We start from the raw sequence: 25,128 nt of genomic DNA, 5'->3' as shown, positions 1-25,128 counted from the left end.
TTGAAAAACAAGAGAGGGCATGTTGTCACGACAAGGTAACCGCCCCAGTGGAATTGAGGTTATATTTGGTCTGTGATTCATTGCTCACTGCAGTTCTGCTGCCGCTCTTATCAGACCTGTTTCTTCTCGTAATTTTTATGAGCATACTTTCAGTTTTAATTGCTTCTGTGAGAGCAATTGCCAACTTCCGCTTCACGCTCATAGCACACCTTGCTACACAACTAACTGACCCTCTTAACACACGTATTGATAACCCGGATCATTTGTGATAGCAATATCATTGATGCTATCAACAAAGGTTTAAAAATGTCTTCAGTTCATGAAATACGCGCGGAATTACGTTATCTGGTCAGGGAGCTTGGTCTGCTCAGTAAAGACTGTTTTCACTCCGGCTTATCGTTAACACAGGCCCATATTCTGACTTATCTCTCCACGAACGGGCTAACCTCATTCAATGAACTCAGCCTTCAACTGAACATGGATAAAGCCTCACTGAGCCGGATACTGGCCACCCTGACGGCTTGTAATTATGCTGAAACTATCCCTGTTAACGGGGATAAGCGACGCAAATACTTCCGGCTCACACAGGAAGGTACAGACCAGTTGAGAAGAGCAGAAAAAGCAGCAGACAGTGAACTGAATTTTATTAATGAGGATATGAAAAAGGATGAAATAACAACAGTAACCGAGGGATTGCGTACGCTTCGCAAAGTGGCTTTCCGGCGTAATGCCCATCTTGAACCAGCCCGAATTCAGGTTGAATGCTTACGCACTAACCGTTACGCAGACGTTCAGGAACTTTTGCTTCATATTTTTACTGAAGAGCAGAAAATACCGGAAGAACTGGTCCCCATTTCTGAAAAGCACCAGAGTAAGTGGTGGGTGGCACGCGCCGGAGAATATCTGCTGGGCACAGTAGCGTGCTGGCAGGAAAATGAACAGCATCACTGGGGGCGGTTTTGCGTTGATCCGGCTTACAGAGGGCTCGGGATAGGTAAAAAACTGGCCCTGACATCCCTTCAGGATATTTTCCTCGAATGCAGTGAAGTAATCATCGATGCCCGCGAAATCACGGTAAACATTATCAGGCAGTTTGGCGGAGAGGTAACGGGAGAGGCGCGTAATTTTTATGGCATGCCGGTTACGCCTATGAGGCTGGAAAAAAAACGGTTTGAAAGTATATCAGCTGCCGCCGCGAGCCCTGAATGAACCGGTAACCCACTGTCAGCCAGTTATAGCAAAATACAGGTCGGAACTTCGCCCAGTTGCTTTGCGACATGGAAGTGGTCAAAGGCGATTTTCTCGACCGTACTGGGTAAAGGGATACGTGCTGCTCTTATATATTCTGCATCCATAATGGCCCGTTAGTGAGCGTGCGAAGATAGCTGGCTTTAGCCATGAGAGCACGAACGATTCGAACAGAAGCGTATACCGGCTTCCCGGGCCTGCCTACGGAACAGGCAGGGTCTGGCAGCCATGCTCCGGACAAATTGAGAATATGTGCATAGAGGGATCTTTCGTCCACAGGAGCGCACCGGATTAAAATTAGATATCCAGAATACTTACACATTCTTCTGGCACCCAGCCAGATTCACCTGAGTCCTTGAGCGCCCAGTGCCAGCCATTGAGAGATTTCATGACAGTAATTCTCTCACTGGACCTGACTGATAATTCATGCGCTGTATAGTCTTCAAGGCAGACGGCTTCATTTGCGCTAAGGGGCGTAAATATTTGTTGTGGAGCCCATCCGGCTTTGCCAGAGGCAAGCGTTATCCATACCCATCCGCGATATTCAAGATCACAATGGCTGATAACGGCAGTACTGGCCTTATTTATAGAGATGGGGTCAGGATAAGCTGAAGTGTAATCTCTGATGACAACAGCAGCATTGTTCAAGTGATCTCCTCCTCTTGTTCGCTAAACAGCAAAAATCCTACAACGGTTGCCACAACAGGGGAAGACCCATATCCCTGCGTCATCTCTTGTTTGGTAAGGCAACTTTTGTCAAAAAAGGAGAACGTGTAGGTAAGCGTTTAAAGCATGAGCTTCACCATAAAGAACCTATACAGGAAGTGGTGCAGTATATAATCTTGACAACATAAGGGTGTTAACCCCTAAGCGTCATGTTGAAACCCATAAAAAATAGTGAGGTGGTCAATATGGATTATAAGAAAAAAATCACTGATTATTCTGAGTCTGAATTTTTAGATTTTGTCCGTGGCATTTTTAATCCCGCTAATACCACTGAAAATAAAGACGTGGAAAATGTACTCTATTTTGAGGAGATAACTGAACACCCTGATGGTTCCGATCTTATTTTTTACCCGCGAGATAATCGTGAAGACAGTCCAGAGGGTATTGCTCAGGAAGTTAAAGAATGGCGCGCAGCTAACGGCAAACCAGGCTTTAAACCGGAATAAACACTCAATGGCTTTTCTAATGACCAGCGCCCGGTTGACTATCACACGTCAATGTTAGTCCAACATCCCGGTGATTGTGACAAATGCGAACTTCCGCTCCTCGCTCGCAGCGGACCTTGTGACCTTGATTTCTGTCCGCTCAGTGCCAGAAACGGAAGTTGTTACAGCATCTGTCTTAGTCACTTGGAGCGTTTAATGTTTTAATATCCCCTCACGCTGTTTAACATGGACACTCACAGACATGTTGTAATGTCCTGAAACATTACTTTTGTTATGTAGTTATATTCACGGATTCAGATAGGGCAACGTGCTTAGAGAGGAAAAATGGATAAATATGCGGAACGACTTTCAGGATTTATGCGGGCTGTAGGCTGTATGAATGATGCGGCAAACCGCGTATCAGATTATTTTGTGATTAAACTTGAGGAAAGTGACAGCATGCTGACGTCTTTGGCGATGTATCACTCATCCATCACAGATAAGTTTCCGTCCGCATACTGGCACCCACAACTTAAAGCATGCTCTCAAAAAATATTTATGGAGACAGTAGCTTTATGGTTCTTTGAGCATGAGGACATGCAACTTCTGCCTTCCTCACTCAAGCAGAACCTCCTCGCCAATTTTACCGATGCTCTCAATGAAATGACCGGTAATGCAGAGTTCTTTACTCTTATCACCAGCCCACCAGTGTGGTATGGCTCCCTGCACGAAGAGTTTGTCATTGAAGCACAATATGGCAGATACCTCGTTCATTTCAGTATCTACTGACTCCTTTGTCACAAACCAAAGCCAGCAAAGTGAATCCCCGAGTATTTAACTGAATCACTGACCGTCGAGTTTTTACCTTATATTCCAGCGTTTGCACCGGAAAGCGATGCGCTATGTCGTTATTGTGAAGAGCTCACGCGCTTGCTAATTAATGGTTCACTGTCCACCGAACAGTCCCGAGTGATAGGGGATTTGTTGCTGGATTTGGTGATGTTTTTTGCTGGTCGTCTGAAAGCGCCACGCTGGATAAAAACCGGGCAGGGCGTTATTGCGCTGGACACGCTAAATTAAATCCAGACGCGGATGAAAAAAGAGTTTGCTGTTTATTGCCGCAAACTCTGTTTCAACCACGCCACTGATTTCAGCACCTGAACCCCATATTCTGGCTGCGTATGCTAAAACGGAAAGCCGAGGCTATTTTTTCGTTACTGATATGCAGTCACTTGCCGGATGACAGAATTTCAACGACCACAAACTCTTCTGCGACAAGCTCCATATCTTCAGAAAAAAAACCTTCCCGGGTGAAAAATCGCTGATGTTCTTTCCTCCAGTAGGCAAGGCTCAAATCGCCTTCACCCTCTTTGCGGGCAAACGCTTCGGTAACGTCACAAAAACGTACCAGACGCAGCGAAATCATTCTGATAACACATACCGGTGTACCCTGACCATCGAGAATAATATGATAACTGCCGATCCGGGGCGGTGATTCTTCTGCCTGGAAGGACGCAAAAGAGCCACATGAGGCCGTTTTAATCCCTTTTATGACCAGCTTTGCAAGCGCGTTGGCCAGGTCAGGGCTGTCCCCAATCTGCCATGCATTTGCCCCTGGATACTTCATTTTTACTTCGTCAACTGTACTCATCAAAAAGCCCTTCTTAACAGTTATCTGACGCCCAGCGCGTCTTAAAACCGTGGTTGCCCATTTTTGCTTCCATCACACGGTTTATGCGCGAATTAGCCAATCCAGTTTGCCGCCATAAAATCGATAAAACAGCGTATCCGGGGAGAAAGGTAACGGCTGGCCACAGTGCGGAAAATGTGCCCTGTGTGATGCAACAACCGGCTAACACTTCTTGGAGATCGCCTTGGATAAGTGCTTCTCGCACGGTGAAATCAGGGACATAACTGATACTGCAAGAAAGTTACGATTCCGCCTATACCTTTTTACATTCACTGGCGGTAATGACGCTGCTCTGCGCTTTTATGATCTGGAAGATGTTACGCAGAAGCAGCCACGGTCAAACCTGAGTGTTATGTCGTTAAGCCGAGGGAGGACGGCGGTGGAACTCATATTTTATGAACGCATCCAGGTTAACAAACACTTATAAGGCAAAAAATTATAATTACAAGATCTAAGAGAAGGTTATATTTATCAGATTCATTATAATAGCTATCGCTCAATTAAAGAGCCTAATCACCGTGTCCACAAAGAGGATTTTCTCAATCTGACTGAAGAACTCAATAGTGTATAACCAATTGATATATATCGCGGTAAATAATATCAAATACACCAGGGCGAAGGCGGTTTTCCGGGGTATTCACCATTGAGTCAGTCAACAGAGATAGTGATTCAACACATGTAATCTGACAACGCTCGTCGAATATTTCCTGTATAGTGCTGCAGCATAATTTCAGCTTTGTCTATTTTACTGTACTTAACCCGACCCAACTGCAACCGGTTAATCTTTAACGCACTCAGCGCTCTGTCAAACTGTTCTCCGGCATCGTAATGCCTGACCGTTTTTAAACGCTGCATATCGTTATCACCCTGCGCATCAAATCCAACCACATGGGCATCAGGTGCGGTGAGTTTACCGAGAAAACCAACGGCAGGATTATATTTTTCTAAGAACCCGCTATAACAGCTATACAGGGATACCACCTTTACGCCAGGCTTGTTCTCCAGCATGGAAATATGATGCTTATCCAGGAGTTCAGAAGGGGAAATAACAATCAGGCTTTGATAGCCTCTTTTAGGACTGATTGCCCCATGATAATCAATAATCACTTTATTTATATTTTGTAGTTCATTTTTTCCAATAGCATTCCACGTTTCTATAAATTCCGCCACGGTGGAGGCATATGCCCCCGTTACGTTATGGCCTTTATGCATTAAATAACTCATTTTATGCTTTGAAAATTCAGTAGTGGCGTCGTGTGAACGATCAAAAAAAAGACCCGGTCTTGCGCTGATATACAATATGTTGTAACGCATCTTTCCCACTTTCGATTTTAGCTTTTCGTCAAACAGCTGCTTCAGCCCAAAATTGAGATCTATTTTTTGGGGAGTAAATAGCTCCAGCATATTATGGCTTTCCTTTTTTAGTAAAAATAACCATCACTAATGAGTGGTATCGTTAGAATGTCCAAGAGTAACTTACTAACTAATTGTCCAACAAGGAAATTTAGCTTATTTAGCTACTTAATATTATTTATGTAGCTAAATAACAAAATAAATTAATCGTTTGATAAATATGCTTATTTTAAAGTTCACGTTTAAATGGAAAGCAAAGAAAACTTAATTCCAACTGCAAGAGTCAACTGCGATAGCGTTTACTGTTTTGTTCCTCCCCATTATCGCGGTGTTAGAAGACACCGCGAAGTGCCAGAATTATCTCTCCATCTGCATTGCGGGTAGCCTGCTGGTCAGTCCGCACCTACCTTAAGTGTCCGCGCTGATGCATGTTCAATAAGGACGCTCGCATATCGCCACCAGATAAGCAGTGCCACAAGCGCGATGGCGCTCAGCACGCTGAACGCCGTGGCAAAGGAGTAATTACCGGCAATCGCCCCTGTTAATGCAGGGCTCATTGACGCACCCACACCCTGCATTAACATCACCACACTTTGCCCGGCGTTGACGTGCCCGCTCTCGCACAGCAGTGCGACAATAAAACCAGGCACCACCACGCCCAGGATACCCGCAGCCGCTCCGTCCAGTATTTGTACTGGCACCATCATTAGCGGGGCAGCCGAGGTCGCTGCCAGCGCCGCCCGCAGAGGCATTATCAGCAACGCCAACATAATTAATCGCCAGTAGCCGTACTTGTCGATTCGCCGGGCAACCCAGATGGCCATCGGGATCATCACGGCCTGAGAAATAATCACCGTGGCAGCCGCATACAAGCCGGGGTTCATGGTGCCAGGCGCAGCGGCAACACGCATGCTGAGCATGGGTAACAGCGCAGCATTTGCCAGATGAAACAGCATCAACGTTAATCCGGTAATAAACAGTGCCCTGTTTTGGGTGAGTACGGAGAGTCCCGGCAGAGCCTGAGGAACCGAGGACTGGATACCTCGTGCCGCATCGTTATCGATATCCTTATTACGAATAACCAGCAGAGCACACAGCGTTAACACGGTCGTACAGGCCATCAACAGGAAAATACCGCCGACGCCCCAGTACCAGGCAATGCCTCCGGCAATCAATGCAGTAAAGAAATTTCCGGCGTGATTGAATGCCTCATTTTTACCCATCTGTCCATTAAAGCCGCGTTGTCCCGTCAGACCAAGTGTTATCCCCGTGATCAAGGGGCCCACAAAAGCAGCACATATTCCGCTGACAATTTGTGAAAGCGCGACGACGGTATTTTTCTGACTGAACCAGAGCAGAAACGTACTTGCGGTAATCATTATGCAAAGCAGAGCCAGGAGGGTCCGCTTGTTTTTGGAGGTGTCGGTGACAAATCCGGCCGGGAGTGTCGCCAATAACCCTGCCACGCCTCCCAGCGTCATCAACAAGCCGATATCATCCGGTTGCCAGTGTCGCTGGGTGAGAAATATCCCCAGAAAAGGGCCGAGACCATCACGGACGTCAGCAATAAAAAAACTTGTCAGGCACAGCGCCCGCAGTGAACGAAGAGACATATTTCCTGCCTTGTTCATAGTTAACTCACTCTGTTAGCAATGGTATATGCCCCAACCAAACTCGCGAAATCATTCTCATTCAGTGTATCGGTTATTGATGAAAATAAGATGTCGCGCGAACCATGCGTTTCGCTCTTGTTAACAATGAGCCATAAAACAAATGGCTATTTAATTGCTAAATTTTCCAATCCACGGGCTGGTGTTATCCTGAGACCACAGCTTCATCAACATTTCACGGAATTTTTCGGCCGCAGGGCTCAAAGAATTTCCCCTTCTGACGACTAATCCAAGGGTTCTGCGGATCACCGGCTCAATAAGCGGACGACTCACCAGAACATGATGCTCATCTGTCGGCATTGCCAGACTGGGGACGACGGCCACGCCTAAACCGGCTTCTACCATCCCAAGAGAGGTGGACAGATGTCTTACCTCGTAAAACCAGTTGGGTTGCCAGTCAAATCCTTCCAGCGCCTGATCGATCAACAGCCGGTTGCCACTCGATTTACGCACGCCAATCAGCCTCAGTCCGGCAAGATCCTCCCACATCACAAGCGATTTTTTTGCCAGATCGTGGTCTCGTTTACAGGCGAGAACGAAGGGCTCATTGACCAGAGGGGTAAACTCAATATACGGGTGTGTGATGTTTATCATATTTATGCCAAAATCTGCATCGCCGTTAAGCACGGCTTCGAGGCAGTCATTAGCACTATGCTCAAGTATGCGGATGCGGATATTCGGGTAATGTTCGTTGTAATCACGAATAACGGCGGGCAAAAAATAGAAAGCTGCGGTAGGTAAACAGGATAACGTAATCACGCCTGTCTGATGCGTCGCCATTTCTTTGATACTGAGTATTGAGCTTTCATAAAAATCTAAGAGATTCCTGGCCTTGGGCAGGAAGTCTCTTCCTACTGCCGTAAGTTTCACTCGTCGGGTTGAACGCTCAAATAACGTGGTACCCAAACTTTCCTCAAGTTTTTTTATTCGTCTTGTTAATGCTGGCTGAGAGATGTGTAAAAACTGTGATGCTCTTGTAAAGCATCCAATTTCTGCAATCTTAACAAAAGCTTGAATACCCTGTAATTCGTGCTGCATTTTTTCAAACCTTCTGGTTGCCCGGTATGTAGCCATCTTAGCCGACGGCGGATTAATGTGTAAAACGCATCAATCCTTCGTTTTTTGACATTAGAGTTATTTATCCACTTATGGGACGCTTGCTCCATCATTTAACATGTGGGAAGAGAAAGAAAACCTATGTTCAACATTCCTTGCGTATTGATGCGTGGTGGCACGTCTAAGGGACCGGTTATTCTGGCGAGCGACTTGCCCGTTGACGTTCAGGAACGAGACGCCGTTCTGTTGTCTTTGATGGGAGCTGGCCATGAACTGGAAATTGATGGTATCGGTGGTGGGAGCCCACAAACCAGTAAAGTGGCGATTGTGAGCCCTTCGGATAGCCCCGATGCTGACATTGACTATCTTTTTGCGCAGGTCATGGTGAAAGAGCGGCGAGTGGATACAACGCCAAACTGTGGAAATATGTTATGTGCAGTGGGCCCGTTTGCCATTGAAAAGGGACTGGTTACGCCCAAAAATCCGGTAACAACAGTACGTATCCGCAATCTCAACACGGGAACATTCGTTGATGCCGAAGTGCAGACACCCGATTACCAGGTGAGTTACGAGGGAGATACGCAAATTGATGGTGTACCGGGTACTGCAGCGCCTGTCGGCTTGACGTTCCTGAATTCCGCAGGTTGCAAAACCGGGAAGTTGCTCCCGACCGGTAACACAACGGACGTGTTTGATGGTGTTGAAGTTACATGCATTGATATGGCAATGCCGATGATCTTAATCGATGCTCATCAGATGGATAAAACCGGCAGTGAATCACCCGCTGATCTCGATTCGGATCTGGCGTTTATGCAACGTCTTGAAAAAATCCGTCTAAAAGCAGGCGAGGTAATGGGTTTTGGCGATGTAACTAACAAAGTTATTCCCAAACCCGTCCTGCTGAGCAAACCCACGGCAGGCGGTACGATTAAGGTTCGCTATTTCATGCCGCATAATTGCCATAAATCACTTGCTATTACAGGGTCTATTGGTATTTCTACTGCAACGATAATCGAAGGTTCCGTTGCACATAAAATCATTAGCGACCTGCCCAAAGATGCATTTACCAACATTGTTAACATTGAGCATCCAAGCGGTAAGATTACAGTTTCTTTATTAAAGTGCGGAAATAAAATAGAAAACACCCGTGCTTCTGTAATCAGGACGACTCGTAAATTATTCGAGGGTAATGTTTGTGTTCCGGAAATCGCTTTAGCGGAAGCTATCTAAACATTGGCCAGCCTTTGAAAATCTGAACGTATTAATACCTTTAGCCCACAAGGGCTAACAAACTCTGTACCAGAAATATAAAGTTGAGGATATTATGGCTATAACTAATGTTAAAAATAACTCAGGTGGAAGTGGAGATGTAAAAGCAGGTCAATACATCCGCGTGATTATTGCTTTAGCACTTTCAGGATTGGCTGAGTTAGCTTCTTTATTTTTTATTCAGCCTTTGTTACCTGCTCTTGCCGTTGAATATGACATTCCTGTTCATCAGGTAAGTATTATTCTTTCTGCAGAAACTGCCTTGCTTGCGATTGGTTTATTGTTCACCGGTACGCTTTCCGATCACTATGGCCGTAAGCGTTTGATTATCGTCTCCTTACTGCTTGGTGGTTTTTTGACAGCGCTTTGTCCGTTGGTACACTCCTGGACCATGCTGGTAGCGCTACGTGCAGTGATTGGGCTGGCATTGAGCGGCATTGCCGCAGCGGCAACGGCTTATATTAGTGAAGAGGTGGCACCGGTCGTCGCAGGTGTTGTAACGGGCTACTTTGTCTTCGGGAACTCGATGGGGGGGATGTCTGGCCGTATCGTCGCCAGCCAGTTGATCGACCATATTTCAATCAACACCATTTTCTATGGTTTCGCAGCAAGCCTGATTATTGTTGCAGCGCTGGTATTCTTCACTCTGCCAGCCTCCAAAAAATTCACACCAACTGAAAACCTGAATGTTTTCCGGGTTGTGAAAGGCGCGGCCTCACATTTTAAAAATAAAAAACTCGCACTCGCATTTGTCATCAGCTTCATCATTTTTGGTACCTTCACTTCTCTTTACAACTACCTGGCATTTTTCCTGAAGGGTGAACCGTTCCATATCTCTCCCGCTAACGCTGGGTTACTTTCATTCAGCTTTGCATTGAGCTTTTTTACCGCGCCGCAAGCTGGTCGTTTATCCGCTAAATATGGCAGCATGAATGTTCTTCGCGTGTTATTTGCAGTTATGTCTTTGGGCATGTTACTGACATTAACGCCGAATGTAATTACGTTCATCATTGGCGCGGTCATCTTCACCGCATGCTTCTTCGGTTGCCATTCCATCGGCCTGAACTGGGTAAGTAAAAATGCCGCACATGCACGCGGGCAGGCAGTCGCACTCTATTTATTCTTCTACTACATGGGTGGATCAGTGGTTGGGTTCGTCAATGGCTTCGTCTTTCACTCTGCCGGCTGGGCAGGCATGACGGCATTTATTATTGCCTTGCTGGTGCTGGGCATGATTGTGGCGACACACCTTGCTTCGGACAAGAAAGCGAATCTCATTACAGTAGAAACTGCGAAGTAACCGTAATAAATACTTCCCTCATGGCCAGAATTGCCGTGAGGGGATAAAGCGAAATAGTCATTAGGTGTTATTATGAAACTTGCAAGTTATATTCATCATGGCCGTAAAAGTTACGGTATTCATACTGAATCCGGCATTATCGATCTTGGTCAAAAAATTGGTCAGCAATATCCTACATTGAAAGATCTTCTGCAATGGGATGCTCTCGATGTTGCAAAACAGTATGTTAACTATCCAGCGGATATTACGGACAAAGATATTACTTTCTTACCGGTTATCGAAGAGCCTGGAAAAATCTTTTGCGTGGGAATGAATTACGCAGAAAAAAGAAAAGAGTTTGCCGAAACTAATGATGCGCCAACATTATTTATTCGCTTCGCGGATTCTCAAACCGGGCATGCAAGACCGGTAATCAAACCCAATATTACTGAGGAGTTTGATTACGAAGGCGAACTTGCCGTTATCATCGGAAAAGCGGGCGAAAATATTGAACGAAGCAATGCGCTGAGCCATGTTGCAGGCTATAGCTGTTACATGGACGGTTCTGTTCGTGACTGGCAGCACGCCTGGTTTACAGCGGGTAAGAACTGGCGTCAAACCGGCGCTTTTGGGCCATATATGACCACTGTCGATGAAATCCCGGATCCGCACGCGTTATCCATTCAGACATATTTAAATGGTATGCTGGTTCAGAATGATTCAACAGCCAGTATGATTCACAAGGTTGCAGATCTTATTTCATATATTAGCACCTTCACTATTCTTAGCCCTGGCGATGTCATCATTACTGGCTCACCGGGTGGCGTCGGAAAAAAACGTAATCCACCGCTGTTTATGCACGACGGTGATCGTGTTGAAGTGGCAATCGAAAAATTAGGACGGCTGACGAATACAATTGTTGAATCAACAGAGCGATTACATTTACTCGCCATTTAATTTTCGAAATAAATACACACACTGCGTCGATTACTTTCAGGTCAGGAACAATTAAGATGTATGCCGAAAAAATGCCAGAATTCGGTACTGTTGAAACCAGCAACGGTATTGTCAAAGAGGAGATTATCCGATTTCTGCACAGTAATGGATTAGGAATAGATGATGATATCGAGCAATTCGTGATTGCTCGTGCAGATAAAGAATTAATTGCCTGTGCTGGCCTGGCGGGCAATACATTGAAGTGTATTGCGGTTCACATAGAATGGCGCGGAACCTCCCTTGGGCTGCAGTTGATTCGTGAAGCGGAATATCTGGCAAACCAAAATGGCGATCATCATCTGTTCCTTTTAACCTGTCCTGATAATGTTAAATCTTTCCGTGGATGTGGCTTCTATCCTTTAGCCACCCTTGAGAATAAAGCAACGTTGATGGAAAACACGCCGGTTGGAATCCATCGGTACTGCAAAAAACTTCGTGCCGATTTTTTCATCCCGGCAGACAAAATTGGCGGAATCGTTATGAATGCGAATCCGTTCACGTTAGGCCATCAATTTCTCATTGAGCAAGCATCCCGCGCCAGTAATTGGCTGCATGTTTTTGTTGTCGAAGAGAACTTGTCTCAGTTCTCCTTTAATGATCGTATTGCCATGGTACGTGATGGCGTGAAACATCTCTCCAATGTGACGGTACACCCTGGCTCCAGATACATTATTTCTCGCGGCACGTTTCCTGGCTATTTCTTAAAAGAAAAACAGGTTGTTAATGATGTCTATTCTGCAATCGATTTGATTATTTTTCGGCGTTACATTGCGCCATCACTGGGTATTACACATCGTTTCGTCGGCACTGAGCCATATTGTAAAGTAACAGCTCAGTACAACCAGGCAATGCACCACTGGCTTGAAGATGAATGCGTCATTCCGGCAAACTCTATTACGGTTCATGAAATAGATCGGAAAACTGATGAGAATAATTATCCTATATCAGCATCAGCCGTTCGTTCTCTCTTGAATGAAAACAAACTGTCAGTTGCAAAAAATAGGGTGCCAGAAAGTACCACCCCTTATTTATATAACTGGCTGAGAGCAAATCACCATGACTTGCCGGAACCCTGTCTGGCAGAGAATCCCATGAGTATTAGCGTAGGACATTAAAATGAAAATTGTACAGGCAGCTCTGGCGGGTACGCTGGAGTCGAGCGACCTAATGGTTAAAGTTAGCCCTTCGGACACCGGACTGGATATTGTTATTAACAGTGAAGTAATGAAGCAATTTGGCGAGCAAATTACTCAAGTTGTCAAAGAAACGTTAACAGCATTCAACGTCACTCATGGGCAAATTATTGTGGATGACAAAGGTGCGCTTGATTGTGTTATTCGCTCCCGCATGCAAGTGGCCATTATGCGAGGAACATGCAGCGATGAAATTAACTGGGAGAAATTACAATGAAAAAATTACGTCGTAGCATGCTTTTCTTACCGGGCTCCAGTGCGGCCATGTTATCTACTGCCTTTATTTATAAGCCCGATTCGATCATGTTCGATCTTGAAGATGCGGTTTCTTTGAGAGAGAAGGACAGCGCACGTATTTTGGTCTTCAATGCGCTTCAGCACCCCATGTATAAAGATATTGAAAAGGTCGTGCGTATTAACCCGCTTAATACCCCATTCGGATTGAAAGATCTTGAAGCGGCTGTGCGTGCCGGGGTTGATGTTATTCGACTGCCTAAAACAGATACGCCAGAAGATATTCACCAGCTTGAACGTGAAATTGTACGCATTGAGGAAAGCTGTGGCCGTAAAGTGGGTTCCACACAACTGATGGCTGCTATCGAGTCTGCTGTTGGCGTCATCAATGCGGTTGCCATTGCCCGATCTTCAGAGCGGCTGATGGGTATTGCATTAGCCGCATTTGACTATGTCATGGACATGCAGACGGAGCGCGGAGACGGTACTGAACTGTTCTATGCGCGTTGCGCAGTTTTACACGCGGCGCGCGCCGCGGGTATCGATGCTTTTGACGTGGTGTATGGCGATGTTAACGATGAAGAGGGCTTCTTAAAAGAAGTCGATTTAATTCGCCGCATGGGCTTCAACGGTAAATCTTTAATTAATCCCCGGCAAATTGAGCTGCTTCACAATGCCTATGCGCCAACCCAGGAAGAGGTTGATTACGCGGAGCGCGTAATTACTGCTGCCGAAGAAGGCGAGCGTAGTGGACTCGGTGTCATTTCTCTGAATGGCAAAATGATTGATGCGCCAATTATCAATCACGCCAGGGTTGTTCTTGAGAGAAGAAAAGCATCAGGCATTCGCCACTAATTTACAGGATAATAAAGATGAGCAAATTAATCGAAGCTTTACAAGAACAGCTCGGGCATTCAAAAGAGTATATTGCTTTTACCCATGCCAACACAACAACGCCCTATCTTGCAGATACCAGACAAAAATATCAGCGTAAACTTTGTGAAAGTCTGGATGAAATGTTAGACCGCTGCGAACTCCATGATGGTATGACTATTTCATTCCATCATGCTTTCCGTGAAGGCGATAAAGTCATCAATCTTGTCGTAGATAAACTCGCGGCATTGGGTCTGAAAGGTATTACCCTGGCATCCAGTTCATTAATGACCTGTAATGCCCCGTTAATTAATCATATTCGCAATGGGGTGATTACGAAAATTTATACCTCCGGCATGCGAGGGGAGTTAGCTGATGCTATTTCTCACGGCCTGATGGAGGAGCCGGTACAAATTCATTCGCATGGTGGTCGTGTTAATCTCATTCAAAAAGGTGAAATTAATATTGATGTTGCCTTTCTTGCTGTCTCCTGTTCCGATGAATATGGCAACGCAAGTGGTAGCGGTGGTAAATCACGCTGCGGCTCTCTGGGTTACGCGATGGTAGATGCTGCGTACGCGAAACAGGTTGTACTGCTGACCGAATCAATTGAACCTTTCCCTTATATGCCTGCAAGCATTGTTCAGGATCAGGTCGATTACATTGTTCAAATTGACAGTGTCGGCGATCCTGCAAAAATCAGCGTCGGCGCCGCTCGCGTAACCAGTAATCCTCGTGAGCTGATGATCGCGCGTTCAGCTGCCGATGTGGTTGAACATTCGGGTTACTTCGAACAAGGATTCTCAATCCAGACAGGTTCTGGCGCTGCTTCAACGGCATGTACGCGCTTCTTAGAATCGCGCATGAAAAATAAAAACATCACTGCGCGTTTCGCATTAGGTGGGATCACCGGCAGTATTGTGGATCTTCATGAGAAAGGGTTGATCGCTAAACTCCTGGACACCCAAAGTTTTGATAGTGCTGCCGCAGCGTCTTTAGCCAGAAACCCAAACCATGTTGAAATCTCTACCAACGTTTACGCTAACCCGGCATCGAAAGCAGCATGCTGCGATCGCGTTGATATTGTGATTCTCAGCGCCCTTGAAATTGATACAAATTTCAACGTTAACGTGCTGACGGGATCGGATGGTGTGATGCGCGGCGCTTCCGGTGGTCACTGCGATGTTGCCGCAGCAGCGAACCTGACAGTGGTCGTTGCGCCGCTGATCCGCAGCCGAATTCCGACCGTTGTGAAGCGCGTTACAACTTGCGTTACACCGGGTGAAAGCATTGATGTATTAGTCACCGATCACGGCATTGCCGTAAACCCTTCACGCCCTGAAATTTATCAGCGACTGGTGGATAATGGCTTACCTGTAGTGAGTATTGACGAGTTGTATCAGCGTGCGCTGGACATCTCCGGTCATCCAAAAGCAATCGAATTTACCGCCAAAATTGTGGGCGTCGTCCGTTACCGCGATGGCAGTGTTATTGACGTCGTCCGGCAGGTTAAAGAGTAATGAACGTTATGGCAGATGCATCGTGCTCACCCATTTCTTTGGAGCAGTTACTGATTGCCAGAGAAGCCCGTTCGTACCAGCAGCAACTCTGGTTGAACCGTTGGGGACATACCCTGATTTCTACGACCCTGGTCTGGCCTGGTGAGGTAAAAGATACGCCTGAATCAAGGGCTGTCATGGCGGCAGCGAATGACGCTCTCACTGCTCTGATCACCGCCAATGGCTGGGAAATCATCAGGCACAATGCTCGCCAGTTTGTTACCGGGCCAGAGTCATTCTGGTCCGTCAACGCACCCGCATCACAGGTAAAAAAGGCGACAATACGCCTGGAGGAGAGCCATCCACTGGGAAGGTTGTGGGATATCGATGTGTTTTGCCCGGATAGCGGCTTATTGAGTCGTAAATCTGTCGGTGAAGACAAAAGACGATGTTTTCTCTGTGATGAGCCAGCACATGTCTGTTCACGAATGCGGCGGCATCCGCTCCACACCTTACACGCTGTTATGGAGGATATGATTGATGACTATTTCTGCCATCAGAAATGAACCGTTCAGTCATGAACTTAACATTGCGGAATTGGCTGCCGAGGGAATGTACCGCGAAGTTATTCTGACCCCCAAACCAGGGCTGGTAGACCGTCATAATAATGGGGCGCATACTGATATGGATCTCAGGCTATTCATGTCCAGTATTGCAGCAATTGCCCCCTGGTTCGCAGTGTTTGTTGCACAAGGTCTACAAACCGCTAAACAAGAGCCCAGACAGACACTCCTCGCCATCCGGCCTGCTGGGCTTGCCTGTGAGCAGGCCATGTTCAGCGCGACGGGAGGGATCAACACCCACAAAGGGGGAATATTTTCGCTGGGTCTGTTTTGTTCTGCTGCCGGGCGACTGAAAGGTAAGGGCGAAGCGATCAATCGTAGCGCGCTTTGCCGGGAAGTTAGCCAGATCTGCATCGGTATGGTGCGCCGGGAGTTGAAGCAAAATGGCGATGCGAAAACCAAAGGGGAACAACTGTTTCGCGAGTATGGCGTTACGGGCGCGCGTGGAGAGGCCGAAAGCGGGTTTGCTACGGTAAGGAATCATGGATTACCCGCATGGGAAAAAGCGATCAACGCGGGTTATTCACCGGAGGAGTCTTTACTGCGGGTGTTACTTTCGTTGATGGCTCACAATCCTGACACGAATATCCTCGCGCGAGGGGGACTCAAAGGCTTACGCTATGCACAACGATATGCGGCCAGAATCCTGCGCATTAAACACCTCACCGGCAACAGGTTCAGGCAGGCGCTTTTGCACATGGACACTGCGTTCATTGCCCGAAATTTAAGCCCGGGAGGAAGTGCGGATCTGCTGGCGGTAACCTGGCTGCTGGCGCATTACCCAGCCTGAGCGATAGAAAACTAAGGACTGATGGAATTTACCATGACAATACCGCGTCTGTTACAACTGGATGATTCTTTCACAACGATTCTTGTTCCGGGATTAAGAGATAGCGACGATTACCACTGGCAAACCTGTTGGGCGCGTCGTTTACCTCGCTGGAAAAGAATAAGTCAACGAAACTGGTTGCAGCCGGATATTGAAAGTTGGGGCGCAGCGATTCGCAGAGAATTAGCCACCTGTACTTTGCCCGTTATTTTGATTGGGCATAGCTTTGGCGCGCTTGCATCCTGGTACCAGGTCCAGAGCAGAGCTGCAAATGTTGCCGGGATTGTTATGGTTGCGCCTGCTGAACCGTCACGTTTTGAACTTGAAGGCGTTATCACCGCATCGAAGTTAAAAATACCCGGAATGGTCTTTGCCAGTCACAATGACCCGCTTATGTCATTCAATCGTGCTGTATTTTGGTCTGACAGTTGGGGATGCGAGCTGATAGATGTCGGAGATGCTGGTCATATTAATTCGGAGTCCGGATTTGGCGAGTGGGAATATGGTCTTGAAAAAGTATCACAATTTGGAGAGATGCTATTAAAAATAAACAGATGAATTTTTAATGTAGATGGCACCCTGGCGCATTTTTTAATTTCCTGTTATAAGGTTGAGACCCTATGTTTGAAGAATATAAAACGCACGTCGCTGAACGGGCAAAAAATGGAATACCAGCAAAACCCCTCACCGCTCAGCAGACCTGCGAATTAATTACTCTCCTCGAAAACGAACAGTGTGAGGAACGAGAGTTTTTAATTAATCTGTTAATTAATCAAGTTTCTCCCGGTGTTGATGCTGCTGCAAAAGTTAAAGCAGAATTCCTTGATAAAATCATTAAGGAAAAAACAAATCAATACGGCATTACGCCTGAAGATGCTATAAATATTCTTGGCACCATGCAGGGTGGATATAATATTCAACCTCTTATCGATGCGTTAGATGACGTCGTGCTGGCTCCTTTAGCGGCGATTAAACTTAGCCACACAATTCTTATTTTTGAAAAATTTAAAGATATAGAGCAGAAAGCCCATAATGGAAATGCTCATGCCAAAGCGGTTATTGAATCATGGGCAAATGCCGAGTGGTTTCTCGAACGCGCCAGTCTTGATGAAAGAATAACCCTGACCGTATTTAAAGTCCCCGGTGAAACGAACACGGATGACCTTTCTCCGGCACCTGAGGCGTGGTCACGCCCGGATATTCCCCTGCATGCGCGCTCAATGCTGAGTTCCGTAAGGGAAGGGGTGAATCCCGACCAACCGGGACAATGCGGCCCGATATCTCAGATACAAGAATTAAAAAACCGGCAGTATCCTCTCGTTTACGTCGGGGATGTTGTGGGAACAGGCTCTTCAAGGAAATCTGCGACGAACTCAGTCCTGTGGCATATCGGCAAGGATATCCCTTTCGTACCGAACAAACGCAGTGGGGGTTTTGTCTTCGGAGGGAAAATTGCGCCCATCTTTTTCAATACCCTGGAGGATTCGGGTGCCTTGCCCATTGAGCTGGATGTCTCGGGTTTGTCGACGGGGATGCTGATCGATCTCTATCCGTACAAGGGCGAGATTCGCAACCATAGCGATCAAACGCTGATAGCCTCATTTCACCTGAAAACCGAAGTCTTGCTGGATGAAGTACAGGCAGGCGGCCGCATTCCGTTGATCATCGGCCGTAGCTTAACGGCCAGAGCCAGAGAGTCGCTGGGGCTGCCAACAACGTCCATTTTCAGGAAGCCAAAGGCGCCTGAACCTTCTTCTGCCGGGTTTACTCTGGCGCAAAAAATGGTCGGCAGGGCGTGCGGGGTTGAAGGTATTCGACCTGGTCAATATTGTGAACCTAAAATCACAACCGTGGGTTCGCAGGATACGACCGGCGGGATGACTCGCGACGAACTGACGGATCTCGCATGCCTGGGGTTTTCTGCCGATCTGGTCATGCAGTCGTTTTGCCACACATCTGCGTATCCAAAACCTGTCGACGTTAATTTGCATAGTACGCTGCCTCAGTTCATTACCAGCAGAGGAGGCGTTGCACTGAAACCGGGTGATGGCATTATCCATTCCTGGCTTAACCGCATGCTTATTCCTGACACTGTAGGGACAGGGGCTGATTCGCATACGCGCTTTCCATTAGGGATCTCATTCCCGGGCGGTTCCGGGCTGGTCGCTTTTGCGGCGGCCACTGGAATTATGCCTCTCGACATGCCTGAATCTGTCCTGGTCCGCTTTAAGGGTGAAATGCAAAAAGGGATCACTTTGCGTGATTTAGTGCATGCAATTCCTTACTACGCAATTAAGCAAGGATTATTGACGACCGAGAAGCAAAACAAACGCAATATCTTTTCCGGTCGTATTCTGGAAATCGAAGGTTTGCAAATGCTAAAAGCTGAGCAGGCCTTTGAACTGGCCGATGCCTCCGCTGAGCGCTCTGCTGCTGCCTGTGTGCTACGTCTTGAGGAAGAGAACGTTATTGAATATTTGCGTTCCAATGCCACCTTGCTGCGTTGGATGATTGCGCAGGGTTATCAGCACGCGCCAACACTTGAAAAACGCATTGCAGAGATCGAAGCATGGCTGGCGAATCCGTCATTACTGAGTGCAGATGACAATGCGGAGTACGCGGCAATCATTGAAATTGATCTGACTGAAATTACGGAGCCAATTGTTTGTGCGCCAAATGACCCCGACGATGCCCGTCTACTGTCCGAAGTCGCCCGCACGCCAGTAGAGGAAGTTTTTATTGGCTCCTGCATGACAAACATTGGTCATTTCCGGGCTGCCGGAAAACTGCTGGCAGACTCCAAAGAGATCCCAGCCCGGCTATGGATTGCTCCGCCAACCAAAATGGATGCGCAGCAACTTTCTCGCGAAGGGTATTTTAATAAACTCATCCGAACCGGAGCGCGAATTGAACCGGCCGGCTGCTCACTTTGTATGGGCAATCAGGCTCGGGTTAAAGAAGGAAGCAGCGTTGTCTCCACCTCAACCCGTAACTTCCCGCACCGTCTTGGTACCGATGCAAAAGTCTTCCTGGCATCAGCGGAGCTCAGTGCGATTGCCGCAATGCTTGGCAAAATGCCGACCGTTGAACAGTATCTCTGGCACATGGAAAGGATCAATGACACACGAGAAGATACCTATCGTTACTTAAATTTCCATCAGTTGGCTGCGTATCAAACAGAGGGGAATGATCGCATTGATGTCGTAACGGTTTAATCTTCTTGCTCTTTATCCTCTCCGATATTCATCTTAATCGGTGTAAAGCATAAGCAGATTAAGATACAGAGTGACACCGTTGGAATGGTGTCTACTCCAGTGCCAGCATGCAATGGCGTCATGCCGACAGGGAAGACATTTCCTGTCGGCATTGTCTGGTCCGTTTCTACCGGGCAGGAATGCGGGCAATGACCTTAATTTCAAAATCGAAGCCGGCAAGCCAGGTAACGCCAACGGCCGTCCAGTTTGGATAGGGTGGCTGCGAGAAAAGCGACTGTTTTATCTGCATAATTGTCGGAAACTGATTTTGCGGATCGGTATGAAAAGTCGTGACATCAATCAGATCGTCAAGCGTACAACCTGAATTCACTCATGTAACATGCACCGTTCCGATTTTCGCATCGACCAGCCATGAATAACGCGCCACTCATTTTCCGCTGGTCAGTGAATTGTTTCCCATAACAGCTTGATCAGCAGGCTGCACGCCAGCAACAGGAAAAGTCGGCGTATCCATTGATTTCCTCCCTTGATCGCAATCTGTACGCCGATAAAGGAGCCACTGATTGCCGCAATCCCCAGCGGAATAGCCAGCCCATAATCAATAAGGCCGTGTGGAATAAGAAAAAACAACGTCGAGAAGTTCGTTCCAAAATTGACGACTTTTGCGCAAGCGGTTGCCCGCAAAAAATCAAAATGAAAGAAATGGATAAACAAGAACAGCAGAAAACTTCCCGTGCCTGGGCCGATAAAACCGTCATAAAAACCGATAGCAAAACCCAGGCAAACACCTTTGATGAGATCGGCGCGGGTAGGTGACTGACTGGTATCATGATGACCGAATTGGGGTTTGAACCAGGTGTAGGCCACCATCACCGCCAGCACGACGATAACGACCGGTCGCATCCATGCGGAGGGCATAAAATCCAGGAATCTGATCCCCGAGTAAGCACCGACAACGGCACTCACTGCGGTGGGCAGGATCAGTGACCAGGGCAGGCGCAATCTTGTCATAAACTGCCGGACAGACATCAGGTGCCCCATAACAGATGAGAGCTTGTCGATCCCCATGATTTGGGCAGGGGTGAAATGTGGCAGGGTGCTATAAAACGTTGGAATGGTGATCAATCCGCCGCCACCGACAGCCGCGTTAATGATCCCGGCAATAAATGCGACGGGAAGCAGCAGGTAAAGCTCGTAATGCATTTGTGTTCCTTTCTGAGACGCTATTCTGGTGTAGCAGGAAGAGGCAATAAATGTTTGCATCGGCGTCAGCATCGCTGGCGGCTTCAATGGTAGGATTGCGTTGTTTTACTGTCCAATATATAAATAAGCATCAATTTATATATCCGGACATATAAGTGGAATTTCGTCATCTCCGCTATTTTCTGACCGTCGCACAAGAGTTGCACTTCACGCGCGCCGCAGAAAAACTCAATATTGGCCAGCCTCCGCTGTCGCAACAGATCCAGTCACTTGAAAGTGAGCTGGGGGTAAAGCTCTTTAACCGAACGAGACGCAGTGTGGCCCTAACGGAAGCCGGTGAGCACCTTGTCATTCAGGCGAAGGAAATATTACGCATCAGCGGTAATCTGCAGGCTGAGTTACGTGATATTGAGCAGGGGAAAAGGGGGGAGTTGAGAATCGGGTTTACCACCACCGGTTTATTTGTGGACGAACTCAGTCAGCCGCTTAAAACCTACCGACGCCATTATCCAGACGTCAGGATCTCACTTAGCGAGATGTACTCCCGCCAGCAGTTTGACGCTCTTCTTCAGCAGGAAATTGATATCGGCTACGTCCGTCTTACACCCGGCACCCGACAGCATGGGTTGGACATCCGTATCCTCAGGCGTGACCGACTCTGCGTCGTTCTGCCAGCAGATCATCCTGAAGCGACGGCTGACTCTCTGCCCATCGTTGCCATGCGCAATGCATCTTTTATCTTTTATCCGGAGACATCAGGGGCGGCAGTCCCTGAATTGGTCAGACGGCTTTGTCATCAGGCCGGGTTCACACCAACCGTTGTCCAGGAAGCCGCGGAGGTGTTGACGCATATTGGGCTTGTCGCGGCGGGAGTAGGCATTTCTGTTCTGCCAAAACCGGTTGATAGCCTCAGGCCCGGCGGGGTGGTGTTTATCCCTTTGGCGGATGACGATGCGGAGTTATGCATGGCGCTGGTGACGCGAAGTGAAGAGAGAAATATGCGGATCCTTAACTACATCAAGCTGGCTTCTCAATAAGTGACTTTGCTTTTCGCTCGTAACCGTCTTATTTCTATAAAAAAGAGTTTGCTGTGTTTCCACAACAAACTCCGCACACATCAGTGAGATTTAAACCCGGCCGCCGACATCAACAGGCGGAATACCATACTCACGGCTGCCAGCGCCAGTACGCTGCCGCCCCAAATCAGTACCAGCCACATCAAGCGGGTGAAAAACGAATGTTTCATCAGTGATAGCCCTCCCCAGGTTGTACTTTGCCGCGGAACACGTAATAGCTCCACGCGGTATAGACCAGGATAATTGGGATAATGAGCAGCGCGCCGACCAGCATAAAGCCCTGGCTTTGCGGCGGCGCGGCTGCCTGCCAGAAGGTGATATCCGGCGGAATAATGTGCGGCCAGATGCTGATGCCCAGCCCGCTAAAACCGAGGAATATCAGGCCCAGCGTCTGCACAAATGGCAATGTATGATGCTGCGAATTGCCGAGGCTACGCCACAACCAGGTGCTGAGCGCAATAACCAGCAGCGGCACCGGCGCGAAGAACAACAAGTTTGGCAGGCTGAACCAACGGGAAGCAATCGCCGGGTGCGCCAGCGGTGTCCACAGGCTAATGGCCGCGATAACCACCAGTAGAACCAGCAGCAATTTCTTCGCCGCGGCACGCATTTTATCCTGCAACGGCACGCCGCTTTTCATCACCAGCCAGCTTGCACCCAGCAACGCATACGCAATTACCAGCCCGACGCCGCAGAACAGCGTGAAGGGGGTTAGCCAGTCCAGCGCGCCGCCGCTAAAGCGCCGTCCGCTGACCGAAAAACCATTCAACACTGCGCCAACCACCACGCCCTGCGTAAAGGTTGCCAGCACGGAACCCGCCATAAACGCTTTATCCCAGAACGGGCGATGCGCAGGTGTCGCTTTGAAACGAAACTCGAATGCCACACCGCGAAAAATCAGCCCCAGCAGCATCAGCGTCAGTGGAATAGTCAGCGCATCAATAATCACCGCATAAGCCAGCGGAAAAGCGCCGAATAACCCCGCACCTCCGAGCACCAGCCAGGTTTCGTTGCCGTCCCAGACTGGCGCAACGCTGTTCACCATCACATCGCGATCATGGGTGTTACGAACAAGTGGAAACAGAATGCCGATCCCCAGATCAAAACCGTCCATCACGATGTACATCAGGGTGGCAAAAACAATAATCACAAACCAGATCAACGAAAGATCGATACCCATTATTTTGCCTCCTCATGCCAGGCCTGCGGGCCCTTGCAGATCAACCGCACCATATAGCTGTAACCGACACCGAAAACGGCGCTGTAGACTACGAAGAATGTCACCAGGCTGAGACTCATCTGCATCACGCCGTGAGCCGAAACCGCATCGGCCGTGCGCAACAAGCCGTTGACCACCCACGGTTGACGGCCAACTTCGGTGGTGACCCAACCGGCGAGAATGGCGATTAACCCGGCAGGCCCCATCCACAGTGCAAAATGGAGGAACGGTCGCGACTGGTAGAGCCGTTGTTTGTAGCGCAACCACAATGCGCCGACACCCAGTGCAATCATCAGCACACCGAGACCGACCATCACACGGAATGACCAGAACACCAGCGGCGAATAAGGGCGCTCATCTTTGGGAAACGCTTTCAGCGCCGGAACCTGTTTATCCAGGCTATGGGTGAGGATCAGGCTGCCAAGCGCCGGGATCGCGACCGCGTAACGGGTGCGTTCCTGTTGCATATCCGGCAGGCCGAACAGCAGCAGCGGGGTGGCTTCGCCGGGCGTGTTCTCCCAGTGGCCTTCAATGGCGGCAATTTTTGCCGGTTGATACGCCAGCGTGTTTAGCCCGTGCATATCGCCCACCATGGCCTGGATCGGCGCGACAATCAGCGCCATCCACATCGCCATCGAGAACATTTTGCGCATCACGGGCGTATCGTTACCGCGCAGTAAATGCCAGGCAGCAGACGCGCCGACAAACAGCGCGCTGCTGAGGAACGCGGCGATGGTCATATGCATCAGACGATAAGGGAAAGATGGGTTGAAGATGACTTTCAACCAGTCCACCGGCACCACCTGGCCCTGCTCGATAATGTAACCCTGTGGCGTGTGCATCCAGCTATTAGAGGCGAGAATCCAAAAAGTGGACATCAACGTGCCCAGCGCCACCATGCAGGTCGCAAAATAGTGCAGCCCCGGCCCGACACGGTTCCAGCCAAACAGCATCACCCCGAGAAAACCGGCTTCCAGAAAGAAAGCCGTCAGTACTTCATAGGTCAGTAATGGCCCGGTAATACTGCCGGCGAACTGGGAAAAGCCGCTCCAGTTGGTGCCAAACTGGTAGGCCATCACCAACCCGGAAACCACGCCCATACCGAAGTTAACAGCGAAAATCTTCGACCAGAAATGGTACAGCGTGCGCCAGTCCGGGTTACGGGTTTTCAGCCATAAACCCTCCAGCACCGCCAGAAAACTCGCCAGCCCAATGGTGATCGCCGGGAAAATAATGTGAAACGAAACGGTGAAGGCAAACTGTATTCTTGCCAGATGAAATGCGTCTAAACCAAACATGGACAACCTCAGATCAACTGCTGTGAGGGGTATGGTAATGAACGCGAGCCGGAACTTGCAGAAACAGATTGGCGAAATTTTTGTATAACAGTTGTTATAAACTATGTGAATTTTACTGCTGATATAAAAATAAATAAAAGTCTCTGATTTCTGG

General features: G+C 48.1%; 26 protein-coding genes and 3 pseudogenes. 17 read left to right on the top strand and 12 right to left on the bottom strand.

The window, feature by feature from the left end; genetic code table 11:
- Positions 1–306: 306 nt before the first annotated feature.
- The gene (locus BM427_RS07210) at positions 307–1,209 is read left to right on the top strand and encodes a GNAT family N-acetyltransferase (protein ID WP_090120414.1); all 903 of its coding nucleotides are present in this window, start codon (positions 307–309) and stop codon (positions 1,207–1,209) included.
- A gap of 44 nt (positions 1,210–1,253) precedes the next feature.
- On the opposite strand, the pseudogene BM427_RS07205 reads toward BM427_RS07210, so the two are convergent.
- Both BM427_RS07205 and BM427_RS07200 read right to left on the bottom strand, forming a co-directional pair.
- Positions 1,254–1,491: pseudogene (locus BM427_RS07205) on the bottom strand (ISL3 family transposase); the annotation flags it as partial.
- Between the two features lie 54 nt (positions 1,492–1,545).
- Entirely contained in the window at positions 1,546–1,896 is a 351-nt protein-coding gene (locus tag BM427_RS07200) for an SH3 domain-containing protein (RefSeq protein WP_090120412.1), read from the bottom strand.
- A 202-nt stretch (positions 1,897–2,098) separates the two neighbouring features.
- On the opposite strand from BM427_RS07200, the gene BM427_RS26310 reads away from it, so the two are divergent.
- The 4 genes from BM427_RS26310 to BM427_RS25675 all read left to right on the top strand — a co-directional run bounded on the left by BM427_RS26310 (position 2,099) and on the right by BM427_RS25675 (position 3,479).
- Positions 2,099–2,146: a hypothetical protein gene (locus BM427_RS26310; RefSeq protein WP_341874205.1), complete on the top strand. Its 48-nt coding sequence runs from the start codon at positions 2,099–2,101 to the stop codon at positions 2,144–2,146.
- Positions 2,147–2,159: 13 nt separating this feature from the next.
- Positions 2,160–2,420: a bacteriocin immunity protein gene (locus BM427_RS07195; protein ID WP_090120410.1), complete on the top strand. Its 261-nt coding sequence runs from the start codon at positions 2,160–2,162 to the stop codon at positions 2,418–2,420.
- 324 nt (positions 2,421–2,744) lie between these two features.
- Entirely contained in the window at positions 2,745–3,188 is a 444-nt protein-coding gene (locus tag BM427_RS07190; RefSeq protein WP_090120409.1) for a hypothetical protein, read from the top strand.
- Between the two features lie 141 nt (positions 3,189–3,329).
- Positions 3,330–3,479 carry a hypothetical protein gene (locus tag BM427_RS25675; RefSeq protein WP_175539125.1) on the top strand — a complete coding sequence of 50 codons (150 nt, stop codon included), beginning with the start codon at positions 3,330–3,332 and terminating at the stop codon, positions 3,477–3,479.
- Between the two features lie 148 nt (positions 3,480–3,627).
- Here the strand turns inward: BM427_RS25675 and BM427_RS07180 are convergent, their stop codons facing one another.
- The 5 genes and pseudogenes from BM427_RS07180 to BM427_RS07160 form a co-directional block, all read right to left on the bottom strand.
- A complete protein-coding gene (locus BM427_RS07180; protein ID WP_090120407.1) occupies positions 3,628–4,050 on the bottom strand; it encodes an ASCH domain-containing protein in 423 nt (140 codons plus the stop codon).
- Positions 4,051–4,142: 92 nt separating this feature from the next.
- Positions 4,143–4,318: pseudogene (locus BM427_RS07175) on the bottom strand (LysR substrate-binding domain-containing protein); the annotation flags it as partial.
- 440 nt (positions 4,319–4,758) lie between these two features.
- The gene (locus BM427_RS07170; RefSeq protein WP_090120406.1) at positions 4,759–5,493 is read right to left on the bottom strand and encodes a hypothetical protein; all 735 of its coding nucleotides are present in this window, start codon (positions 5,491–5,493) and stop codon (positions 4,759–4,761) included.
- 341 nt (positions 5,494–5,834) lie between these two features.
- On the bottom strand, positions 5,835–7,055 hold the full coding sequence (locus BM427_RS07165; protein WP_090120405.1) for an MFS transporter: 1,221 nt from the start codon (positions 7,053–7,055) through the stop codon (positions 5,835–5,837).
- Between the two features lie 168 nt (positions 7,056–7,223).
- Complete coding sequence (locus BM427_RS07160; RefSeq protein ID WP_090120404.1) at positions 7,224–8,150, bottom strand: LysR family transcriptional regulator; 927 nt, start codon at positions 8,148–8,150, stop codon at positions 7,224–7,226.
- A 159-nt stretch (positions 8,151–8,309) separates the two neighbouring features.
- Between BM427_RS07160 and BM427_RS07155 the strand changes: the two genes are divergently transcribed.
- The 11 genes from BM427_RS07155 (at position 8,310) to acnB (ending at position 20,178) form a co-directional block, all read left to right on the top strand.
- Positions 8,310–9,398, top strand: a complete 1,089-nt coding sequence (locus tag BM427_RS07155) for a 4-oxalomesaconate tautomerase (RefSeq protein WP_090120403.1) — start codon at positions 8,310–8,312, stop codon at positions 9,396–9,398.
- 94 nt (positions 9,399–9,492) lie between these two features.
- Entirely contained in the window at positions 9,493–10,737 is a 1,245-nt protein-coding gene (locus BM427_RS07150) for an MFS transporter (RefSeq protein ID WP_090120402.1), read from the top strand.
- Between the two features lie 72 nt (positions 10,738–10,809).
- Entirely contained in the window at positions 10,810–11,673 is an 864-nt protein-coding gene (locus tag BM427_RS07145; protein ID WP_090120401.1) for a fumarylacetoacetate hydrolase family protein, read from the top strand.
- A 56-nt stretch (positions 11,674–11,729) separates the two neighbouring features.
- Positions 11,730–12,827, top strand: coding sequence for a [citrate (pro-3S)-lyase] ligase (gene citC, locus BM427_RS07140; RefSeq protein WP_090120400.1), 1,098 nt, complete (start codon positions 11,730–11,732; stop codon positions 12,825–12,827).
- Position 12,828: 1 nt separating this feature from the next.
- Positions 12,829–13,122, top strand: a complete 294-nt coding sequence (gene citD, locus BM427_RS07135) for a citrate lyase acyl carrier protein (protein ID WP_090120399.1) — start codon at positions 12,829–12,831, stop codon at positions 13,120–13,122.
- Positions 13,119–13,994 (top strand): citrate (pro-3S)-lyase subunit beta, encoded by an 876-nt coding sequence (gene citE, locus BM427_RS07130; protein WP_090120398.1) that lies wholly within the window; start codon positions 13,119–13,121, stop codon positions 13,992–13,994. Before citD ends, citE begins: the two co-directional genes overlap by 4 nt.
- 17 nt (positions 13,995–14,011) lie before the next feature.
- Complete coding sequence (citF, locus tag BM427_RS07125; protein ID WP_090120396.1) at positions 14,012–15,532, top strand: citrate lyase subunit alpha; 1,521 nt, start codon at positions 14,012–14,014, stop codon at positions 15,530–15,532.
- Positions 15,532–16,077 carry a citrate lyase holo-[acyl-carrier protein] synthase gene (citX, locus tag BM427_RS07120; protein WP_244316580.1) on the top strand — a complete coding sequence of 182 codons (546 nt, stop codon included), beginning with the start codon at positions 15,532–15,534 and terminating at the stop codon, positions 16,075–16,077. The genes citF and citX overlap by 1 nt, the downstream gene beginning before the upstream one ends.
- Complete coding sequence (citG, locus tag BM427_RS07115) at positions 16,052–16,924, top strand: triphosphoribosyl-dephospho-CoA synthase CitG (RefSeq protein ID WP_090120394.1); 873 nt, start codon at positions 16,052–16,054, stop codon at positions 16,922–16,924. The genes citX and citG overlap by 26 nt, the downstream gene beginning before the upstream one ends.
- Positions 16,925–16,957: 33 nt before the next feature.
- Positions 16,958–17,521: an RBBP9/YdeN family alpha/beta hydrolase gene (locus BM427_RS07110; RefSeq protein ID WP_167518511.1), complete on the top strand. Its 564-nt coding sequence runs from the start codon at positions 16,958–16,960 to the stop codon at positions 17,519–17,521.
- Positions 17,522–17,583: 62 nt separating this feature from the next.
- Positions 17,584–20,178: a bifunctional aconitate hydratase 2/2-methylisocitrate dehydratase gene (acnB, locus tag BM427_RS07105; RefSeq protein ID WP_090120391.1), complete on the top strand. Its 2,595-nt coding sequence runs from the start codon at positions 17,584–17,586 to the stop codon at positions 20,176–20,178.
- A gap of 166 nt (positions 20,179–20,344) precedes the next feature.
- On the opposite strand, the pseudogene BM427_RS07100 reads toward acnB, so the two are convergent.
- Positions 20,345–20,542 (bottom strand): annotated as a pseudogene (locus BM427_RS07100) (Rid family hydrolase); the annotation flags it as partial.
- A gap of 77 nt (positions 20,543–20,619) precedes the next feature.
- Positions 20,620–21,453 (bottom strand): sulfite exporter TauE/SafE family protein, encoded by an 834-nt coding sequence (locus tag BM427_RS07095; RefSeq protein WP_244316581.1) that lies wholly within the window; start codon positions 21,451–21,453, stop codon positions 20,620–20,622.
- 83 nt (positions 21,454–21,536) lie between these two features.
- Here BM427_RS07095 and BM427_RS07090 point away from each other — a divergent pair, with 83 nt between their 5' ends.
- Positions 21,537–22,418: a LysR substrate-binding domain-containing protein gene (locus BM427_RS07090; protein ID WP_090120388.1), complete on the top strand. Its 882-nt coding sequence runs from the start codon at positions 21,537–21,539 to the stop codon at positions 22,416–22,418.
- A gap of 80 nt (positions 22,419–22,498) precedes the next feature.
- Here BM427_RS07090 and BM427_RS07085 read toward each other — a convergent pair whose 3' ends face one another.
- Genes BM427_RS07085 through BM427_RS07075 form a run of 3 tightly spaced genes read right to left on the bottom strand, consistent with a single transcriptional unit; the run spans position 22,499 to position 24,974 of the window.
- Positions 22,499–22,627, bottom strand: coding sequence for a DUF2474 domain-containing protein (locus BM427_RS07085; RefSeq protein ID WP_090120387.1), 129 nt, complete (start codon positions 22,625–22,627; stop codon positions 22,499–22,501).
- Positions 22,627–23,637 (bottom strand): cytochrome d ubiquinol oxidase subunit II, encoded by a 1,011-nt coding sequence (gene cydB / locus BM427_RS07080; protein WP_090120386.1) that lies wholly within the window; start codon positions 23,635–23,637, stop codon positions 22,627–22,629. The genes BM427_RS07085 and cydB overlap by 1 nt, the downstream gene beginning before the upstream one ends.
- Positions 23,637–24,974: a cytochrome ubiquinol oxidase subunit I gene (locus BM427_RS07075; protein WP_090120385.1), complete on the bottom strand. Its 1,338-nt coding sequence runs from the start codon at positions 24,972–24,974 to the stop codon at positions 23,637–23,639. Before BM427_RS07075 ends, cydB begins: the two co-directional genes overlap by 1 nt.
- Positions 24,975–25,128 lie beyond the last annotated feature (154 nt).

Origin of the sequence: Kosakonia arachidis (assembly GCF_900116535.1) — a bacterium.
GTDB classification, from domain to species: Bacteria; Pseudomonadota; Gammaproteobacteria; order Enterobacterales; family Enterobacteriaceae; genus Kosakonia; species Kosakonia arachidis.
Note: the sequence above shows the minus strand (reverse complement) of the source record. Positions and strands in the feature narration are given on the sequence as shown.

Excerpts from the sequence above, each read along its gene's own strand:
- BM427_RS07210 (WP_090120414.1), top strand. The coding sequence starts at position 307 with ATGTCTTCAGTTCATGAAATACGCGCGGAATTACGTTATCTGGTCAGG.
- BM427_RS07195 (WP_090120410.1), top strand. The coding sequence starts at position 2,160 with ATGGATTATAAGAAAAAAATCACTGATTATTCTGAGTCTGAATTTTTA.
- BM427_RS07190 (WP_090120409.1), top strand. The coding sequence starts at position 2,745 with ATGGATAAATATGCGGAACGACTTTCAGGATTTATGCGGGCTGTAGGC.
- BM427_RS07180 (WP_090120407.1), bottom strand. The coding sequence starts at position 4,050 with ATGAGTACAGTTGACGAAGTAAAAATGAAGTATCCAGGGGCAAATGCA.
- BM427_RS07170 (WP_090120406.1), bottom strand. The coding sequence starts at position 5,493 with ATGCTGGAGCTATTTACTCCCCAAAAAATAGATCTCAATTTTGGGCTG.
- BM427_RS07165 (WP_090120405.1), bottom strand. The coding sequence starts at position 7,055 with ATGTCTCTTCGTTCACTGCGGGCGCTGTGCCTGACAAGTTTTTTTATT.
- BM427_RS07160 (WP_090120404.1), bottom strand. The coding sequence starts at position 8,150 with ATGCAGCACGAATTACAGGGTATTCAAGCTTTTGTTAAGATTGCAGAA.
- BM427_RS07155 (WP_090120403.1), top strand. The coding sequence starts at position 8,310 with ATGTTCAACATTCCTTGCGTATTGATGCGTGGTGGCACGTCTAAGGGA.
- BM427_RS07150 (WP_090120402.1), top strand. The coding sequence starts at position 9,493 with ATGGCTATAACTAATGTTAAAAATAACTCAGGTGGAAGTGGAGATGTA.
- BM427_RS07145 (WP_090120401.1), top strand. The coding sequence starts at position 10,810 with ATGAAACTTGCAAGTTATATTCATCATGGCCGTAAAAGTTACGGTATT.
- citC (WP_090120400.1), top strand. The coding sequence starts at position 11,730 with ATGTATGCCGAAAAAATGCCAGAATTCGGTACTGTTGAAACCAGCAAC.
- citD (WP_090120399.1), top strand. The coding sequence starts at position 12,829 with ATGAAAATTGTACAGGCAGCTCTGGCGGGTACGCTGGAGTCGAGCGAC.
- citE (WP_090120398.1), top strand. The coding sequence starts at position 13,119 with ATGAAAAAATTACGTCGTAGCATGCTTTTCTTACCGGGCTCCAGTGCG.
- citF (WP_090120396.1), top strand. The coding sequence starts at position 14,012 with ATGAGCAAATTAATCGAAGCTTTACAAGAACAGCTCGGGCATTCAAAA.
- citX (WP_244316580.1), top strand. The coding sequence starts at position 15,532 with ATGAACGTTATGGCAGATGCATCGTGCTCACCCATTTCTTTGGAGCAG.
- citG (WP_090120394.1), top strand. The coding sequence starts at position 16,052 with ATGACTATTTCTGCCATCAGAAATGAACCGTTCAGTCATGAACTTAAC.
- BM427_RS07110 (WP_167518511.1), top strand. The coding sequence starts at position 16,958 with ATGACAATACCGCGTCTGTTACAACTGGATGATTCTTTCACAACGATT.
- acnB (WP_090120391.1), top strand. The coding sequence starts at position 17,584 with ATGTTTGAAGAATATAAAACGCACGTCGCTGAACGGGCAAAAAATGGA.
- BM427_RS07095 (WP_244316581.1), bottom strand. The coding sequence starts at position 21,453 with ATGCTGACGCCGATGCAAACATTTATTGCCTCTTCCTGCTACACCAGA.
- BM427_RS07085 (WP_090120387.1), bottom strand. The coding sequence starts at position 22,627 with ATGAAACATTCGTTTTTCACCCGCTTGATGTGGCTGGTACTGATTTGG.
- cydB (WP_090120386.1), bottom strand. The coding sequence starts at position 23,637 with ATGGGTATCGATCTTTCGTTGATCTGGTTTGTGATTATTGTTTTTGCC.
- BM427_RS07075 (WP_090120385.1), bottom strand. The coding sequence starts at position 24,974 with ATGTTTGGTTTAGACGCATTTCATCTGGCAAGAATACAGTTTGCCTTC.